The organism is Fructilactobacillus frigidiflavus, from assembly GCF_044054575.1.
In the GTDB taxonomy this organism is placed as follows: domain Bacteria; phylum Bacillota; class Bacilli; order Lactobacillales; family Lactobacillaceae; genus Fructilactobacillus; species Fructilactobacillus frigidiflavus.
Genome location: NZ_CP168716.1, coordinates 62,918 through 81,186 on the forward strand (window position 1 = coordinate 62,918; position 18,269 = coordinate 81,186).

16 protein-coding genes are annotated in these 18,269 nt (G+C 37.1%); 2 read left to right on the top strand and 14 right to left on the bottom strand.

The window, feature by feature from the left end:
- Positions 1–75: 75 nt before the first annotated feature.
- From ACEPSS_RS00410 to ACEPSS_RS00420, 3 genes are all read right to left on the bottom strand, one after another.
- Positions 76–234, bottom strand: a complete 159-nt coding sequence (locus ACEPSS_RS00410; RefSeq protein WP_395319190.1) for a hypothetical protein — start codon at positions 232–234, stop codon at positions 76–78.
- 128 nt (positions 235–362) lie between these two features.
- A complete protein-coding gene (locus ACEPSS_RS00415; RefSeq protein WP_395319192.1) occupies positions 363–596 on the bottom strand; it encodes a DUF2922 domain-containing protein in 234 nt (77 codons plus the stop codon).
- A 13-nt stretch (positions 597–609) separates the two neighbouring features.
- Positions 610–813: a hypothetical protein gene (locus tag ACEPSS_RS00420; RefSeq protein WP_395319194.1), complete on the bottom strand. Its 204-nt coding sequence runs from the start codon at positions 811–813 to the stop codon at positions 610–612.
- A 335-nt stretch (positions 814–1,148) separates the two neighbouring features.
- Here ACEPSS_RS00420 and ACEPSS_RS00425 point away from each other — a divergent pair, with 335 nt between their 5' ends.
- Positions 1,149–2,744 carry an SIR2 family protein gene (locus ACEPSS_RS00425; RefSeq protein ID WP_395319196.1) on the top strand — a complete coding sequence of 532 codons (1,596 nt, stop codon included), beginning with the start codon at positions 1,149–1,151 and terminating at the stop codon, positions 2,742–2,744.
- A gap of 426 nt (positions 2,745–3,170) precedes the next feature.
- On the opposite strand, the gene rlmD is transcribed toward ACEPSS_RS00425, so the two are convergent.
- The 10 genes from rlmD to ACEPSS_RS00475 all read right to left on the bottom strand — a co-directional run bounded on the left by rlmD (position 3,171) and on the right by ACEPSS_RS00475 (position 16,052).
- Complete coding sequence (gene rlmD, locus ACEPSS_RS00430; protein ID WP_395319197.1) at positions 3,171–4,547, bottom strand: 23S rRNA (uracil(1939)-C(5))-methyltransferase RlmD; 1,377 nt, start codon at positions 4,545–4,547, stop codon at positions 3,171–3,173.
- A 57-nt stretch (positions 4,548–4,604) separates the two neighbouring features.
- A complete protein-coding gene (locus ACEPSS_RS00435; RefSeq protein ID WP_395319199.1) occupies positions 4,605–5,543 on the bottom strand; it encodes a diacylglycerol kinase in 939 nt (312 codons plus the stop codon).
- Between the two features lie 16 nt (positions 5,544–5,559).
- Positions 5,560–6,981 carry an Asp-tRNA(Asn)/Glu-tRNA(Gln) amidotransferase subunit GatB gene (gene gatB, locus ACEPSS_RS00440; RefSeq protein ID WP_395319201.1) on the bottom strand — a complete coding sequence of 474 codons (1,422 nt, stop codon included), beginning with the start codon at positions 6,979–6,981 and terminating at the stop codon, positions 5,560–5,562.
- Between the two features lie 12 nt (positions 6,982–6,993).
- Positions 6,994–8,442: an Asp-tRNA(Asn)/Glu-tRNA(Gln) amidotransferase subunit GatA gene (gene gatA, locus ACEPSS_RS00445; RefSeq protein ID WP_395319203.1), complete on the bottom strand. Its 1,449-nt coding sequence runs from the start codon at positions 8,440–8,442 to the stop codon at positions 6,994–6,996.
- Positions 8,442–8,750: an Asp-tRNA(Asn)/Glu-tRNA(Gln) amidotransferase subunit GatC gene (gatC, locus tag ACEPSS_RS00450; protein WP_395319205.1), complete on the bottom strand. Its 309-nt coding sequence runs from the start codon at positions 8,748–8,750 to the stop codon at positions 8,442–8,444. The genes gatA and gatC overlap by 1 nt, the downstream gene beginning before the upstream one ends.
- 20 nt (positions 8,751–8,770) lie before the next feature.
- Positions 8,771–9,901: a CamS family sex pheromone protein gene (locus ACEPSS_RS00455; RefSeq protein ID WP_395320429.1), complete on the bottom strand. Its 1,131-nt coding sequence runs from the start codon at positions 9,899–9,901 to the stop codon at positions 8,771–8,773.
- A gap of 2 nt (positions 9,902–9,903) precedes the next feature.
- Positions 9,904–11,928 carry an NAD-dependent DNA ligase LigA gene (gene ligA / locus ACEPSS_RS00460; RefSeq protein WP_395320431.1) on the bottom strand — a complete coding sequence of 675 codons (2,025 nt, stop codon included), beginning with the start codon at positions 11,926–11,928 and terminating at the stop codon, positions 9,904–9,906.
- Positions 11,929–11,952: 24 nt separating this feature from the next.
- Positions 11,953–14,214, bottom strand: coding sequence for a DNA helicase PcrA (pcrA, locus tag ACEPSS_RS00465; RefSeq protein ID WP_395319207.1), 2,262 nt, complete (start codon positions 14,212–14,214; stop codon positions 11,953–11,955).
- Positions 14,215–14,302: 88 nt separating this feature from the next.
- A complete protein-coding gene (locus ACEPSS_RS00470) occupies positions 14,303–15,394 on the bottom strand; it encodes an ATP-grasp domain-containing protein (RefSeq protein WP_395319209.1) in 1,092 nt (363 codons plus the stop codon).
- Positions 15,395–15,413: 19 nt separating this feature from the next.
- On the bottom strand, positions 15,414–16,052 hold the full coding sequence (locus ACEPSS_RS00475; RefSeq protein ID WP_395319211.1) for a glycoside hydrolase family 73 protein: 639 nt from the start codon (positions 16,050–16,052) through the stop codon (positions 15,414–15,416).
- 114 nt (positions 16,053–16,166) lie between these two features.
- Here ACEPSS_RS00475 and ACEPSS_RS00480 point away from each other — a divergent pair, with 114 nt between their 5' ends.
- Positions 16,167–16,454, top strand: coding sequence for a DUF2187 family protein (locus tag ACEPSS_RS00480; protein ID WP_395319213.1), 288 nt, complete (start codon positions 16,167–16,169; stop codon positions 16,452–16,454).
- 90 nt (positions 16,455–16,544) lie between these two features.
- Here the strand turns inward: ACEPSS_RS00480 and ACEPSS_RS00485 are convergent, their stop codons facing one another.
- Entirely contained in the window at positions 16,545–18,269 is a 1,725-nt protein-coding gene (locus ACEPSS_RS00485) for a DUF262 domain-containing protein (RefSeq protein WP_395319215.1), read from the bottom strand.

Here is an 18,269-nt window from a genome sequence, read left to right on the forward strand (position 1 = left end):
TATCTCCTTTTTTACGTATCTTTTAGTTATGCCTTAATTATAGCAATTATACCAAATAAAAAAATCGACATAATATTATGCCGATTTTTTTAATTCATCCCACTCAATTCCACCACTAACATCTACAAAATTTTCATCATTTTGTTTACTAGCTCTATCTAAAGTTTCTTGTAATTGCCCATTTTTCAACAAATGAATCGTTTCTTGCATGCTTTCGTAATCAGGTTCACTCATAATCTTTCTCCCTTACCATATCAATAATTACATTATAGATTATCTAATGTAATACTGAAAATTTAACACAGCAATCTACACAAAAAAGGACGACATCCGCAGATATCGTCCTTTTCCTTTACCTAAATTTATGTAACTTTCTTGCTATCATCAAAAATGGTGTAATTACGGTGGTCCAAGTAGCGCGCACCCACTGGAGTGGCATAAAGCTTAACGCCATCTTTTTGAAACATTTCTAAGGCTGTGATGCGTTCCATCAGAGCCTTAGCCCCCGTTTCGTCTAAGTCTTGCTTGGCGTAGTTGAATTTAATTGTACGAACTTTGTGTTCTTCTGATTTAAAAACGAATTCTAAAATTTTCATATGTGATCTCCTCTTATTCTGCGATTACGCTGGAATTATTAACAACAATTTTTTGTAATGCTTCGCCTGATAAGTCGGCCAAGATGGCACCATACTTGGTAAGTTGCTCGTCTGACACATTATCTACCAAGTTAATACAGTTTACTTTGCGGCCTTTCAGATGTTCTTCCCCAATCAATGTGAATGTTGCTGATGTTTTTAACCAATTTTTTTGCATGTTCTTCTCCTCTTTGTGAGCAATTTATATTTTGTAATCAGTTGGCCAACCCTTACATAGACTAGTAACGTTTTGGTCAGTTGGTGTGTTACCCAAAATGAAGATAAATAAAAAATCAACAGAATAATCTGCTGATTTTAGTTAACGTACATATTTAATTACCGAACTATTTAAAATAGTAAAAAAAGATGATACGATTGACAATACTTAAATACAATTGTTGTTTAATCAAATATTTTGCATCATTAAATAAAGATATTATCAAACAACAGATTAATAATTTTGATAAAATAATAAAAAGAATATTTATAAAAAACATAAAAAGGAAGTACATTATGAATCAAATGCTAAAAGAGGTTATTAAAAATAATCATTATCCTATAATTTTCATTGGTTCAGGAATATCAAAAAGATATCTAATAAATTCTCCATCATGGACAGATTTATTAGAAAAATACTGGAAAATCACATTTCCAGAAGAAGATTTTTGGTCTCAATTTCACAACTTTCAAGTAGAATCTAATGAAAAAGACAAAAACAAAAAAATATTCTTTGCAAATATTAAGATGGCAGATAAATTAGAGAAAGAATTCAATAAAAAATTTTTTAATCATGATATAGAAATTTCTGATTTAACTACAAAGATAGCAGTTAATAATAATATATCACCATTTAAATTTAAAATATCAAATGACTTTAGCTCATATTCATTAAAAGATGGGATTGAAAAGACAGACGAATTTAAATATTTCATAGACGTACTATCAAAAGCAAAAATTATAATAACAACGAATTATGATACATTTATTGAAGATATACTAAAAAAATATTCAGGAACAAATCCTGATATATATATAGGTCAAAAAGGATTTTTTAATGAAACTACTGATTGGTCAGAAATTTATAAAATTCATGGATCAGTAAAAGAACCAAATTCAATTGTTATAAATTCAAATGATTATGATGAGTATGATAAAAATTCTATTTTAATTTCTGCAAAGATACTTTCCTCAATGATTACATCCCCCATATTATTTCTTGGATATTCACTTACTGATCGTGATATAAGAAAATTACTCTCAGATTTTTCTAAACAATTACCAAAAGAAGATTTAAGAAAATCAGCAAGTAGAATTATAGTAGTAGACTACAAAAAAGATGCACCCGATATAACTGAAAAAATTGTTAATTTGGATGAACTAAACATTAATTATACGCTATTAGAAGCTTCAAATTATACAAATATATTCAAATCTTTTTCAAAAATTGATGAGGGACTTAACCCAAAAGATATAAAAAAATTCGAAAAATACATTAGAAATTTAATTATATCAGCAGGTGCAAATGGTGCTTTAAAAACTACACTTGTTTCCCCAAAAGATATAAGTAAAGAGGATGAAAATAAAATGGTAGTTGCTATTGGAAATCAAAAAAATATTTTTGTAACACCAACACAGATAACGTACTTAGAAGATTATATAAAAGAAACACATGAAATAATGCCTCAGGTAGCATGGAGTTTCTTCTTAAAAGACGCAAGAGCAAGATATCCATTTAATTTTTATTATCCAAGTTTGCACAGTAGTAACCTTGAAAATTATGAATTAAATAAAATTGAAAAGAAAATTAATACAAACAATTTTTTAGATATTGAATATCAAATTAACAATATAAATAAATCTAATCACGTAAAATTCAATAATTTAAAAGATATATTAAATCAAAAAAATGTAAATAATACAAAAAAAATTGATGAAATAGCTTTTAACGTAAACAACATAGATTACAATGATTTCAATAATTATGTAAAAACAACGGCATTAAAAAGATTCAAAGAATTATTTAACAAACATGAAAAAAAATCAGGAAATGAATTGAGTTCTTTAAGAAGACTATTCTTAATATGGGATTTAAAAAAATACAATAAATAGAGCTAGATAACCGAACCCCGTGGGTTGTTTACCTAGCTCATCATCAGAACAATCAAACGAACCCCGTGGGTTGTGAATGTTCCCATATTTAATTTAAAAGATAGATAATATAAAAGAAAAATAATGAATTTTCTAAAAAATTATCTATATCAATATTATAAGCTTTTTATTATTTAATTCAATGTGATATAACACTTTTTTAATTTTTATTTAAAAATATTATTTAAATTATGTTTTTAAATAACCAAGAAAAGCGACCAAATTCATCAAGAATTGGTCGCTTTTGCTATACTAATTATTCAATTTTAATCCCGAGAAAATACTGTAATGCTCTCAACGGTTCGCTACTATCCAATCATTCAAAGCAAGCTTTTCACTCTTGGGTAGCTATCGCATGGAGGATTACTAGCATTTTCCTTCGTCGCCTTAGCTCCGAGAAAATACTGTAATGCTCTCAACGTGCGGTGTTTGTGGGAATTGATCAACTGGTTGAACCGGTTGGTTAATCTTGTAGCCACCTTCTTCAAGTAACTTAGCGTCACGAACTAACGTAGCTGGGTTACATGAAACGTACACTAATCGTTCTGGCTTCATCTTTAAAACTGTTTCGATGAAACTTTCATCCATTCCCTTACGAGGAGGATCAACGACGATTACATCCGGTTTGATACCATCTTCGGCCCATTGTTTCATTTGCTTTTCGGCTTTACCAACCACAAAAGTCGCGTTATCAATGTGGTTCAACTTGGCGTTGGTCCGCGCATCTTCAATGGCTTCTTTAACGACATCCACTCCGTAAACGTGTTTAACGTTTGGTGCCATTGCTAAGGAAATGGTTCCGATTCCACAGTAAGCATCAATTACGACATCGTCTTTGGTTAATTTAGCCTTTTCAATTGCTAATTTGTAGAGCTTTTCGGTTTGGAAGGGGTTCACTTGATAGAATGACAATGGTGAAATCATAAATTTTGTTCCCATTAGTTGGTCCATGATGTAGTTTTTACCTTCCAACATGAAGTTCTTGTCACCCATCAATTTGTTACCTTTACCCGTATTAACGTTCATCATCAAACTATCTAAGTTTGGTAATTTTTCCATAATATCATGGGTAATTTCTTGCGCATGTGGTAAATCACGACCGTTGACAACAATTACAATCATCATTTCATGACTGTAAAAACCGTAACGGACCATGATGTTCCGAATTAAACCTTCATGCGTCACTTCGTTGTAAGCCGCAATGTTGTACTTCCGTAGCACATCCCGTACAACAACGATGGCTTTATCAATTTCTGGATTTTGGATATAGAAATCTTCAATTGGAATTAAGTCGTGACTGTGACGACGATAGAAACCAGTTTCTAATTGGTTATTAATCATCCGCACTGGGATTTGAGCTTTATTCCGGTATTGCATAGGTTTTTCCATCCCAATGGTCGGATTAACTTCCACGTCAATGTGATCTTTTTTAAACATTTCGGCCACTTGGTGTTGTTTAAATTCCAATTGTTTTTCGTAGCTTAAATGTTGTAATGGCGCAATTCCAGCTTGAGTGTAACGTTTATCAACGGCATCAACTCGATCTGGGCTCTTCTTCAAGATTTTTTCGAGCTTGGCAAACGCAAAGTTACGTTTAACTTTCAAAATCTTGATTTTAACTTCTTCACCAGGAAGGGCATCTTCGATAAAAATAGGGAAATGTTCCCCAACTTTAGCGACACCCATTCCTTCGTAAGTTAAATCAGTAACGGAAACCGTTAATTCTTCGTTTTTGGTTACTGGTGCATTAATTTTTTTACTCATTTTTTCTCCCTAATAAAAAGTTTTGCCGTTTTTCTCCGACAAAACTTTTTAAGTTTATTACTGGTCAGTTAGTTGTTTATTTTTTAGATTGGCAAAAATTTGGATATGTTGTTTTAAATTAGTAAACTGCATGGGGGCATTCCCCCCAAATTCACCATCTAAATTAATTGGCATTTTACGTTTGGTTTTCGGAACAATTGAGAAATGTTTGGTCTTTTTGTAAACGATCCGAGAATCGTCAATATGACGTCCCCCGTTTAAAGCTTTCGTAATCAACTGTAAGACTTCAAACATATTTCCCGTTTTTACAATAATCATCGTAAAATTACCGTCGTTCAAAGAGGCATCTGGAACAAGTTGTTCCAAACCTCCTACTGAATTAGTCATGGCAAGGAAAAACATCAAGGCTTTTCCTTTGTATTCGCCACCATCATATTGTGCTTCAATTTCCACTGGATGACTACTTGGCAACATTTCTACAGCTTTTAACATGTAGGCCATGTAGCCAAAAATGGTTTTCAAGTCAGACGGCACGCCATAGGTTAATTCAGTTAAGCGTCCCCCGGCTGCAATGTTGATAAAGTAGCGGGTTTCATGTTCATTGTATGCTTTCCCGACATCCATCGGCATCAAATCACCATCAAGCATTACCTTGGCAGCTTCCACAAAATCATCGCGTGGAATTCCTAAAGCGCGAGCAAAATCATTTGTAGTTCCAGCAGGAATAATCCCTAATTTAGGTCGTTTAGCTAACGGAGCAATTCCATTAATGACATCATTAATGGTTCCGTCTCCCCCAGCTGCAACGATTAAATCAAAGCCTTCGTTAGCAACACGAGCCGCTTCGTCTCTAGCAGAATGTGGTTTCGGGGTTGTGGCAAAAGTACTAGTTTCGTAACCTCCATTTTCTAGGACATTTAAAATATCAACCAATTTCGGTTTAAGGGTCTCCCTCCCCGAACTTGGATTATAAATTATACGTGCTCGCTTTACCATCGTTACACCACTTTCTCTACTTATTTAATGATTCCATCAAAATTTTGTTAACCACTGATGGGTTGGCTTTTCCTTGGGTTTTCTTCATAATTTGACCAACTAAGAAACCAACAGCTCGGTCTTTCCCATTATGAAAATCTTCAATTGATTGGGGGTTATTTTCCAAAACTTCATCAATAATTGGTTGAAGTTTAGCAGGATCAGATAATTGGACTAAGCCTTTTTCTTCCACAAATTGTTTTGGATCTTTTCCATCAGTAATAGCTTTGAAGACCTTTTTAGCCATCTTAGTTGAAATGGTTTGATCCATAATCATCTTAATCATGCTTGCCAAAGCTTCCGGGGTAATCTTTGTATCAGCTAAATCAACTTGTTTGTCATTTAAGTAAGCATTTACGTCACCTTGAAGGTAATTTGAAGCCATCTTAGGATCACTACCAAGTTCAATTAACTTGTCAAAGAAGTCTGACATTTCTTTGGTTTGAGTAAGCACCATTGCATCGTATTCCGTAAGTCCCATGTCTTCCACGTAACGTTTCCGCCGACTTTCAGGCATTTCGGGAAGTGCTGCTCTAAGTTCATCAATCCATTCTTCTGAAATATCAAGACTAGGAAGATCTGGTTCTGGGAAGTAACGATAATCATCTTTACCTTCCTTAACCCGCATTAAGTAAGTCTTTCCGTTCAATTCATCATAACGACGAGTTTCGGCTCCAATTGTCCCACCCGCCATTAAGACTTGAGCTTGCCGAATTTCTTCGTAGGCTAAGGCTTTCCGAACATAGTTAAAGGAGTTCAAGTTCTTAAGTTCGATTTTTTGCCCTAACTGGTCGCTACCAACGGGACGAAGGGAAATATTACAATCGACCCGCATCGAACCTTCTTCCATTTTAACATCCGAAATTCCGGTAAATTGAATTCGTTGACGAAGGCCTTCAAGATAGTCATAAGCTTCTTGGGGACTTGACATTTCTGGTTTAGAAACAATTTCAATCAAAGCGGTTCCTTGACGGTTTAAATCAACGTAAGAATAGTTTTTTCCGTGGGTATTCTTTCCGGCATCTTCTTCCACGTGCATTTCTTCAATTCCAACTTTTTTGGTTCCGTTGGCTGATTTAACTTCAATCCAACCATTACGGGCAGCTGGAATATCATTTTCTGTCACTTGGTAACCCTTAGGATTATCAGGATAGAAGTAGTTTTTCCGGTCAAAGTGTGGATGTCTTTCAATTTCAGCGTGTAAAGCTAAGGCAGCTGTAATTCCGTTGGCAATCACTTGTTTGTTAACCGTTGGCAAAGTACCAGGATAACCCCAGTCAATAACGTTGGTGTTGGCATTAGGTTCGACACCATATTTAACGGGAGAAGGACTAAAAATCTTTGAATTAGTTTTTAATTCAACGTGAACTTCTAGACCGATAGTCGTTTCAAAATTCATAATTATTTCCTCCTATAGTGCAGGTGCTTGTTTGTGGAAGTCAGTGTTTTGTTCAAAGGCATATCCAGCGCGGTAAATGGTTTTTTCGTCAAACGGACGACCAATTAGTTGTAATCCAATTGGTAAACCATTACTGAATCCAGCTGGAAGTGACATTCCGGGAAGACCGGCTAAGTTAACGGGAATCGTTAACGCATCGTTAATGTACATTTCCATTGGGTCAGATGATTCTTCCCCAATCTTAAAGGCCGTACTGGTAGCAGTCGGCGTCATGATTAAATCATAATCTTTAAAGACATTTTGGAAATCATTGATAATCTTAGTTCTGACTTTCGCAGCTTGTTTGAAGTATTTATCAAATGAACCAGCTGATAATGAGAAAGTTCCAATCATAATCCGACGCTTAACTTCGTCACCAAAACCTTCAGAACGACTCTTCACGTATACATCTTCCAAGTTGGTTACATCCGGTGCTCGGAAACCATACCGAATTCCATCAAACCGTTCTAAGTTTGATGAAGCTTCTGAAGAAGCAAGCACGTAGTAAGCCATTACACCATATTTTGTGTTTGGTAGTGAAACTTCTTCAACCGTGGCCCCTAATGATTTGTAAGTTTCAGCCGCCTTTTGAATGGCTTCCTTGATTTCTGGTTTAACTCCGTCACCTAAGAATTCTTTTGGTAAGGCAATCTTCAAGCCCTTAACACCCTTATCAATTCCTTCAGTAAAATCGGGAACTTCTTTAAGTGATGATGTGGCATCGTGGTCGTCGTGGCCGGCAATCACGTTTAATAAATGAGCGTTATCTTTTACGTTACGGGTAAAGGGTCCGATTTGGTCAAAACTTGAACCAAAGGCGATTAAGCCCCATCGTGAAACACGACCATAAGTTGGTTTCATGCCGACAACTCCAGTAAAGGCAGCTGGTTGCCGAATTGAACCACCAGTATCTGAACCTAAACTAGCAAGTACTTGTCCGGCTGAAACTGTGGCAGCTGATCCACCTGATGAACCACCAGGAACCGTCTCTAAGTTCCAAGGGTTTCTAGTAGTAGCAAAGGCTGAGTTTTCGGTTGAACTTCCCATGGCAAATTCATCCATGTTAGTTTTTCCAACAAAAACGGCCCCAGCAGCTTTTAGTTTTTCTACCACCGTTGCATCAAAAATTGAAGTAAAGTTTTCCAACATTTTTGAAGCAGCAGTCGTCCGCATTTCTTTAGTGACTAAGTTATCCTTTAAAGCCACTGGAATTCCAGAAAAAATGCTATCTGGGTCAATTCCAGCCTCATCAATGGCCTTCGCTTCTGCAATCGCTTGGTCATTAATCGTTAAGTAAGCTTGGACTGATTCATTTTGTGCTTTGATTTTTTCAATCGTTTGCTTAGTCAACTCTTCAGAAGTAAGTTCTCCACTAACTAATTGGTTGTGAAGTGATTCTAAATCGGTATCAAAGTAGTTCATTATTTGTCCTCACTTTCGTCAATAATGGTTGGAACGCGAATTAAGCCATCCGCAGTTTCCGGAGCATTGGCTAATAATGCATCTCGTTGACCCCAATTATCAGCAACATCCTCACGCAAAACGTTAATTCGATCAGTAACGGAATAAGTTGGTTCAATTCCTTCGGTATCAACCGTTCCGAGTTCATCTAACATATTCAACATATCGTTTAATTGTTCGGTGAACTTAGGTAATTGTTCTTCAGTTAACTTTAATTTAGCTAACCCAGCAATGTGTTGCGTCGTTGCTTCATTTACTTTTTCTGTCATAATGACCTCCTAAATCTGCCTTAATAGTTTGTAAAGACGTGGGAACTAAACTTCTTATCGTTCGAACCACGGTACAAGTAACTTTGCATGCCGTTGGTTGATCCCACTTGAATTTCAATGGGAGCCCCAGTTGGCAAGTATTTTTGAGCCGCCGTTTGAAGATATTGCGTAAAACTATTAATTTCGGTGTAACTATAGAATTGGGTAGTAACGTTGATGGTCATTCCGGATAATGAACCATTTACGTAATGAGCTTGAGCAGTCACTCCACTCAAGTTAGGGAAATAACTTTGGGCTTTATTTTTAAATTCATTAAAGGCCGCGCCATCGTTGTCATTAGGAAGTTTTTCACCGTTAGTCGTAGGTAAGACATAGTTCTTTTCATCAACTTTGTTCCAAGAACTGACTGATTTAGCACCATCTTTGTTCACGGAGTAAGCAATAAAGTTTCCCCCGACTAAACTATCTTCAGGCGCTGCTTTGTATAAAGCAATCACAATCGGAATGTTCTTGGTGTCTTTGTTTTCCCGCATCCGCGCTAAGACTTGATTGGCAATTTCTTTCCCATTTTTCTCAATTTCAGCGTCATCTAAGTTTTTGGAATATTGCGCCCCATACTTTTCCTTAGTGTAATAATAAACTGAATTCAAGCCAATTCCAATTGTCATCCCCTTAAGTTTCATTTTTCCACCTTCGGGTTGGAGATAGTCTTGTTCATCAATTTGTTGAAGATATTCGGGAACAACCTTTTTATTAGGCTGTTCGGGGTTTAAGCCTTCTGGATTATCCTTTGATTTTCGACCTAACCAATTATAAGTTGTGGCCGTGGAAATGTACTGACCTTCTTGAAAAACGTACTTGTCAGGAGCAAATTGCTTCTTAGAAATATTTAGCAAGCCATGTTGAAACCCTTGTAAATTAAAGGTATTACTGGTTTGACTTTGATCAACCCCAGAAGACTTACTAACTTGATAATGACCGTCTTTAATTAAACTTTGATAACTACTACCGGAGTTATTTCCCGTCAATTCGGTTTTGCTAGAACCACTATTAGTTCCAACTTCCTTGCTATTTCCACAAGCCACTAACACAATTGAACTTGCGGCAACTAGTAGTGCTACTCCTAATCGTTTCATTCCTTCACCTTTCATCATTAAGCGTGCTCTTTTTCCATTTTAGCCTTGAATTTTTGCTCATCCCACACGGGAATTGCTAATTTTTCGGCTTTGGTTAATTTACTGCCGGCAGCTTCACCAGCAATGACTAAATCAGTTTTTTTCGAAACACTACCGGTCACTTCGGCACCGTGCGCTTCTAGCCATTTAGCCGCTGCGCCCCGCGTCATCTCAATCAACTTACCTGTTAATACTACTCTTTTTCCGGTGAAAAAGGTTTCGCCTTGGACGACGGGATTGGTGGACTTAAATTCCATATTGACCCCGACTGCCATTAACTCTTGAATTAAGGCTTGACTGTTGGAATCAGCAAAATACGTCGCTACGCTATCTGCAATGATTTCCCCAATGGAATCAATCGCCGCAATCTCCTCACTGGTAGCTTGCATTAGCTTTTGCATATTACCAAAGTGTTGGGCAATCACTTGCGCAGCTTTTCCACCGACATGCCGAATCCCTAATCCAAAGAGCAAACGTTCTAATGAATTATTCCGACTGTTATCTAAGGCCGTTAATAAATTATCAGCTGACTTTTCGCCAAATTTGTCGAGCTCAATTAATTCAGCTTTGTTTAATTGATAGAGACTAGCCACGTCATCAATTAAATGACGATCAAAGAGTTGTGCCACAATTTTAGGCCCTAAGCCTTCAATATTCATCGCATTACGGGAAGCAAAATGCGTCACTTGTTCGGATAACTGAGCTGGACACTTCGGATTGATACACCGAAGAGCCACTTCGTCATCTAAGTGCACGAGTTGTGCTCCACATGAAGGACAAGTACTTGGAATTTGATACGGATTAGCATCTGCCGGTCGTAAATCTGGAATAAACCGTTCGACTTCGGGAATGATATCCCCGGCCTTGTAGAGCACGACCGTATCACCAATGCGAATATCTTTTTTCTCAATGTAATCCGCATTGTGTAAGGAAGCCCGTGAAACGGTGGTTCCCGCTAATTGGGCTTTGTCCATGATAGCCGTGGGCGTTACTACTCCGGTTCGACCAACCGTCCACTCAATGTCCAAAATTTTAACTTGCGCTTCTTCAGGCGGAAATTTATACGCAATCGCCCATTTGGGAACTTTAACGGTGTGTCCAATTTCCATTTGTAAGGGAAGGGAATTGGTTTTAATCACAATTCCGTCAATCCCATAGGATAAATCATTCCGTTGCGCTTGATACTTTGCAATGTATTGATCAATTTCTGCTTGGCTATGTGCTACCGCAAAGTTTTCGTTAACGGTAAAGCCCAGTTCCTTGAGTTCTTTGAGCATGCCACTTTGCGTGGTAGCTTGTAAATCATCATAATCCGCCACGTTGTACATAAAGGTACTTAAATGCCGATCAGCCGTAACTTGTGGATCTAACTGACGCAAGCTTCCTGCCGCGGCATTCCGTGGATTAGCAAACGTGGTCTTCCCGTCATTTTGGCGACGTTCATTCAACTTCAAAAATTCTGCTTTGCCCATGTAGCATTCACCACGGACTTCAATGTCAATTGGACGACTCAAAGTTTGCGGAATGGAAGGAATTTTTAGTGCATTCTTGGTGATATCTTCCCCGATTCGTCCGTTTCCTCTGGTAGAGGCTTGGACTAATTTCCCTGCTTCATAACGTAAGGAGATCGAAAGCCCATCAATTTTTAATTCACAGTTAAATTCTTGATCTGCGGGATATTCCGTTTGTAACCGATTTACAAATTCAGCCAGCTCTTCGTTAGAAAAGACATCGCCTAACGAAAGCATCGGAATCGGATGTTCCACTTTATTCAATTCGGTAGCGACGTTTCCCCCAACTTGTTGGGTGGGTGAATCAGCCGTCACAATTCCAGGATACTTTGCTTCAAGCTTGGTTAAGCGATCATAAACTAAATCGTATTCGGCATCGGGAACGGAGGGTGAATCCTGTTCATAATATTCTTTCCCCCACTGAATTAGTTGGGGCCGCAGCGTTTCTGCTTCTTGTCGGGCTTGGGCTTCGGTTATTTGTTCTAATGGAATCTTTTCCACGAAGTTCACCACCTTTTATTCTTCGACTTTGGTAATTGGGGCAAATGCAGCTAGAAGTCGTTTAATTCCCTTTTCTGGAAAGGCAATATCGAGTTCCATATCTTCTCCGGTTCCGTTAATTTTAACAACGGTCCCAATTCCCCACGCTTTGTGGGTCACTTTATCGCCAACATTCCAACTCTTTTTGTCGGCACCAGTGCCTTGGGGTTTTTCCACGCGTTGAGCAGGGCGTTGGTAAGGCGTACTGAAAGCTCGTTCAGTTCGGCGATTATAACGACTATTATCAAACGGCGTTTTAGGTCCTTGATTACTCATCATGGCCGCATCGTTGGCGATTAATTCGGGTTTGATTTCTTCCATAAAACGAGAAGCCGGATTATTTTGCATCCGTCCGTATAACATCCGTGAAAACGCGTTCGTCATGTAGAGTTTCTTTTGGGCTCGGGTAATTCCGACGTAGGCTAATCGGCGTTCTTCTTCCAGTTCATCCGGTTTTTCCGCTGCACGAGCAAGGGGGAAGAGTTTTTCTTCCATCCCTGGCATAAATACGACGGGAAATTCCAACCCTTTGGCGGCATGTAGGGTCATTAACGTCACTTGTTTGGCGTTTTCATCGACATCGTCTTGGGCAGAAACTAACGCTAAGTCCGCTAAGAAATCAACTAAGCGATTGCCAGTTTCACTATCAGCGGGTTCATATTTATCATCAAAGTTTTCCGTTACGGAAATAAATTCTTCGATATTTTCAATCCGTGCTTGATTTTCTAATGACTTAGTTTGCTTAAGTTCTGCTAAGTAGCCCGTTTTTTCTAAAATAGCTTCGGTAATTTCGGTTACCGTTTTGGTTTGCGCATTTTGTCTAATCACATGCATCGTATTTCCAAAATCACCAATCGCATTGCGGGCTCGGGTTGGAATGCCATTGGCCATCATTACGTTTTCGGCAGCTTCCGAAAGGTTCATCCCGGCGTCACCAGCAAACATCCGTAGCTTTTCAAAACTAGCATTTCCAATTCCCCGTTTGGGTACGTTAATTACCCGTTCAAAACTGAGGGAATCGTTCGGATTGGCTACTAACCCTAGATATGACAGGATATCCATAATTTCCTTACGTTCGTAGAACTTGTGTCCTCCCACGATGTTATAGGGAATGTTGGATTTCATGAAAGTTTCTTCAATCACCCGTGATTGGGCGTTCGTTCGGTAGAGTACCGCAAAATCATCATAGGAATAATGATGATTTTTCATTTCTTCCTTAATTTTAGCAACTACATACTGGGCTTCATCACGTTCACTTTGGGCCCGATAGTAAGTAATCTTTTCCCCATCAGCATTTTCGGTCCAGAGGTTTTTATCTTTTCGTTCGTTGTTATTTTGAATCACCCCGTTCGCGGCATCCAAAATGGTCTTAGTCGACCGATAGTTTTGTTCCAACATTACCGTGTGGGCGGTAGGATAATCTTTTTCAAAGTTTAAAATGTTACTCATGTTGGCCCCACGCCAACCATAGATACTTTGATCGGCATCCCCTACCACGCAAATATTTTGGTATTTGTCGGCTAATAATTGTACGAGGCGATACTGCGCTTCGTTGGTATCTTGGTATTCATCAACGTGAATGTAGTGGAATTTATTTTGGTAGTAACTTAAAACATCCGGAAAAGTTTCAAATAATTCAATCGTTAACATGATTAAATCGTCAAAATCAACGGAATCATTTTGCTTTAGGCGTTTTTGGTATTCGGCATAAACACCCGCCACTACTTGATGAAAGGGGTTCGCATCATTATGCTTTTTGGCGTATTCTTCAGGCGTTTGCATGTCATTTTTGGCATTTGAAATAGCGCTTAAAATCGCCCGGGGATCGTTCTTTTTCGGATCCAAGTTTTGATCACTCAAAATTCGTTTGATTAACGTTTTTTGTTCACTGGTTCCCGCAATGTTGAAAGCTTGATTGTAGCCTAGCTTTTCAATGTTCCGGCGTAGGATTCGGACCCCTAACGCATGGAACGTGGAAACCCACACGTCGTCGCCACCAACTTCCAAAAGTTTGTTGACCCGTTCTTTCATTTCGCGTGCCGCTTTATTGGTAAAAGTAATCGCCAATATGTTCCAAGGCATCACGTGTTTGTCTTCAATTAAATAGGCAATTCGATGAGTAAGCACTCGTGTCTTACCACTGCCGGCACCAGCCATCACTAATAGCGGACCTTCAGTTTGTTCAACGGCCTCTTTTTGCTTATCATTCATACTCGTTAACAGGTCTGCAATTGCCATTTATCTTCGTCCTCCATAATTTCTCTTAGTTTAATTATAGCAAAAATAGAGGCAGCATAAATGCCGACTCTATCATTTTTATCGATATTTATAAGTTGTACTGCTTAAAGCTGGCTTCCGTCTCAATTACGGAGTCCGTTGGCACTAAAACGCACTGATATTCAAAGTTAAGTTGCCAAGTTGGTTCACTAGCACGGGCGGCCAAAATGGTTGGCAATTGTTCGGGAATAAAGGAGCGTAAAATCACATCCGTATACTTTTTAACTTCTGGGATTGGTAAATTACTCAAGGCACGTAAATGTTGCCGATATTGGTTAACGTTCATTCCTAGGTTAAAAATAAACCCAAGGGAAGTCGTGGTGGGATGAATCCCACACACGTATAAGGTTTCGTTTTTATCAAACCCAAAGTTAATTTCAAACGTGCCGACGTAATCAATGTTTTTCGCGATTTCAGCCGTAATCCGTTGCATCTCTTCAATTGCATCTTTGATGCCTGTGAAGTGGTCGTTAACTACCACCACAGTTTCATTTTCTGCATCATGATACTCAATGGCCGGAAATTGTACCAGTTTCCCGGCTTGATCACGCGTCGCTAAAACGGCAAACTGGTGTAAATAATCAATGTCTGATTCTAAAATAAAGGTTCCGTTGCCAAGCATCGGTTTCGTTAAATCGATTTCATTCTTCGTCCCAATCTTTAGTTCTTGATAATTCCCCAAAGTTTTTAAAATGGGTTTCAAAACCGCGGGATATCCAATTGATTCACTGGCTTGATACAAATCATCAATGCCAACGACAGTCATGTAAGGAGCACTATTAACGTTGAGTTGGTCAAAGAACGCATGCTCTAACGCACGATCTTGCACGATTTCTAGTAAACCGGTACCTTGGGGAATTTTGGTAAATTGTTCCATGTATTGAATCGCAGCGACATCGACTTGATCAGTCGCATAAGTCACCACGTCACACCGTTTGGCAAACTCTTCTAAGATATCGTGATTTTTAAAATTGCCAACTAACACAAAGTCCGCATACTGTTTAATTCTACTTTCGGAAAGACTTGTTAAAACTCCGACATTAAGCCCTAAATTTTTGGCTTCTTTCACAATTTGACAACCATTGAGATTATCCCCAATCACTCCCAAAGTTGCTCCTGGATTTAATAATGCTGTATTCATAGCAAAGCTCCCCTTATTCTTAGTTTCGATCATATTGATTTAGGTGGTACTTCTCAATAATTTGAATTATTTTTTGCGCATAGGCGGGATCCGTTGCATAACCATCGCTACTTAGTCCCTTGGCGGAATCTTGATAGTTATCAGCTTGAACCACTTCTTTGTATTGCAGCGCGTTCCAATCCGTGCCGTGGGCTAATAACTTGGCGTGATCATCAATTGATTCTTTCCAACTATCGTACACCCGAAAACGCCCGGTGACGGTTTCGGCTTTACCATTTTGGTATTCGGTTGTCGTTAAATTTACGCCTGGCTGATTTTCAGCGGCTTTGACGCCAAATAAATTATGGTATTTAGCCGAAAGTTCACTTTGCCCCCAATTTGATTCCAAAATGGCCTGGGCTAGAGTAATGCTGGCTAAAATATTATACTTTTTCTGCACCACAACGGCTTCTGGTAAAATCTGATTAACAAATTTCTTATCCCGTTGGCTGATGTTGGTCTGATTGTAGGAAACAAAAGTTGGCGATTGGACAAACTTCATGATGCCCACCCCTAAAAACGTGGCTAGTACAATCAACACGATAAGACTGTAGCCAGACACTCCACGTTGTTTAGTTTTACTAGGACGCCTACGTTTGCGCCGTCTTTTTTTTGCCAAATTAAACACCCGCATCTTTCGATATACTTAAATTGTACTACAAAATAGGTTATAATTAACAAGTATAGTAGTTTGAAATATTTTGTCCGAGTATTAAACAAGGAGGCGACAATCTTGCCAAAGAAAAATGATGAATTAACCGAAACTGAGAAATCACCCTTTGATATCGGTGATGTAGTTGGTTTTAAGATTAAAAAAGATGACTTCACGGGAACCATTGAAAAAGCTTACAAAAATGCCTTCTTAGTATCTTTTAAAACGGATGATCCTGATATTCTTGACAGTTACCACGATAAAACAGTGATTAACTGGAAAGATTTAACGATGATTAAACAAGCTCCTCGTCCAGAAAAAGTGGAAGAACCAGAAGCAGAGTCTGAAAAAGACGAAAAAACTAAATAAGTTTGAACTAAAAATGGATTGAGAATTTAATTTCTCAGTCCATTTTTTATTCATGTAATCTTTTATAAATATCTATTAAATAAACCTTTATTACCATGTTTTTAATGCTCTATCAGCAATTTTTCTTGTACGCTCATTAATATTTTCTTTATTCCATGATGAATATTCACAAACATTTTCAATTTGTTTCAAACTAGATTTTTTATATTCATTTTTCTTTGCACTAAAGTCATTGTTTTGAATTTTAGTATTTTTTTCAGAGTCCAATAATACAAGATTACCTAAAGACCAAAGATATTCATCAAAGTCTTCATCTTTACTCTCAAATCCCCAATCACTAAATTTTTTAGGGTTCTGTGGCATTATATGTTCAACATGAACCTTATCATTACCTAATAATCCTTTAGCATGATCATCTTCGTACTCAAATCTTCTCAAAATAAATCTAACAACATCTAAGTTTCCTTCAGCATTATATTTTATTAATAAATCTTTAAATTCATCATCACTGATTTTTGACTCATTCAATTTTTCTATTATTTCTTCTATACTAGTCCCATTAGATAAACTGAGTGATAATTGTGAAAATAATTTTTCATATTTATTGGCAACACCATTTGCAATAACAACATTTCTAAACATCAAGTTTTCGAGAGTCCGCATTACCCTCACAATATCTTCATCCTCATATTTGTTTAAAATCAATGACATTAGTAATGGTATATAAGATTTTAGTTTTAAACTTTTTAGCTCTCTAATAACTTGTTGTACTTCTGAATTATTTGATTTAAACAAAGTTAAATCACTTTCATCGCCAATACATGCCATATATGCAGGAATAACCAAAATGATTTCATTTAACATAGTTATAATTTCACTAAAAGTTTTTATATTTTTACTTATAATTGGATATAAAGATCTCTTAGTAGCAAATTTATGTGTACCATTCCAATAATATCTAATAATTTCAGTTGCATCATCGTTACTTAATTTGTTTTGCATTATTTCCCATTTTTTGGAAATTTCTTTTGAATTTTCTTTTTCACTTTTACCAAAAAAGTCTGATTTTATTAAATCACTCGCTGTCAAATTTTTACCAGTACCATTTAAATTTTGAAATATTTGATATCCAGTTGTTATATCATTTGACTTAACCTCAACAATGAAAAAATTATTTAAAAGAGTATCTAACAATGATCCAATCCTATTAACCTTATTACTAATAGTTGGATAAATTAATTGTCCATCACTTTTTGCTTCATTCAGGTCATCCACTAACCACTCATATATGAGATTATAAGCTGAAGCAATGGCATTTATAGGTGGCTTTCTTCCTAATTTTCTGGTTAAAGGTAGCTTTTCAAAATGATCATTTGGTTTTTGTATCTTATCTCTAAAATATGTTTCGATTGGTCCTCTCTGGTTTAATTTATAGGTTGATCCATTTCTAGAAGTTTCTTTTCCTATATATGAACCATTAATTTCTTCATAAAGGTCCATTGCATCATCTGGTCTTTCAGAAATACTATAAACGTAATTTCTTAAAACAGACAAAAAAATGGTTATCGTAGTCAATCTTTGTTGACCATCAATTATTTTTTTCTTTTTACCATCTTCCTGAACTACAACTACAGTACCAAAAAAATAACTTTTTTCTTTGTTACTACCATTATTATTCAATTCTTCAGTTAAATCTTCCAAAAATTGACTAATTTGAGTATTTTCCCAAGAATATCCTCTTTGATAATCTGGAATTTCTGCATTCAAAGAAGTCAAATACTCTTTAATAGTAATATCATTAGTGCTAATCGACAT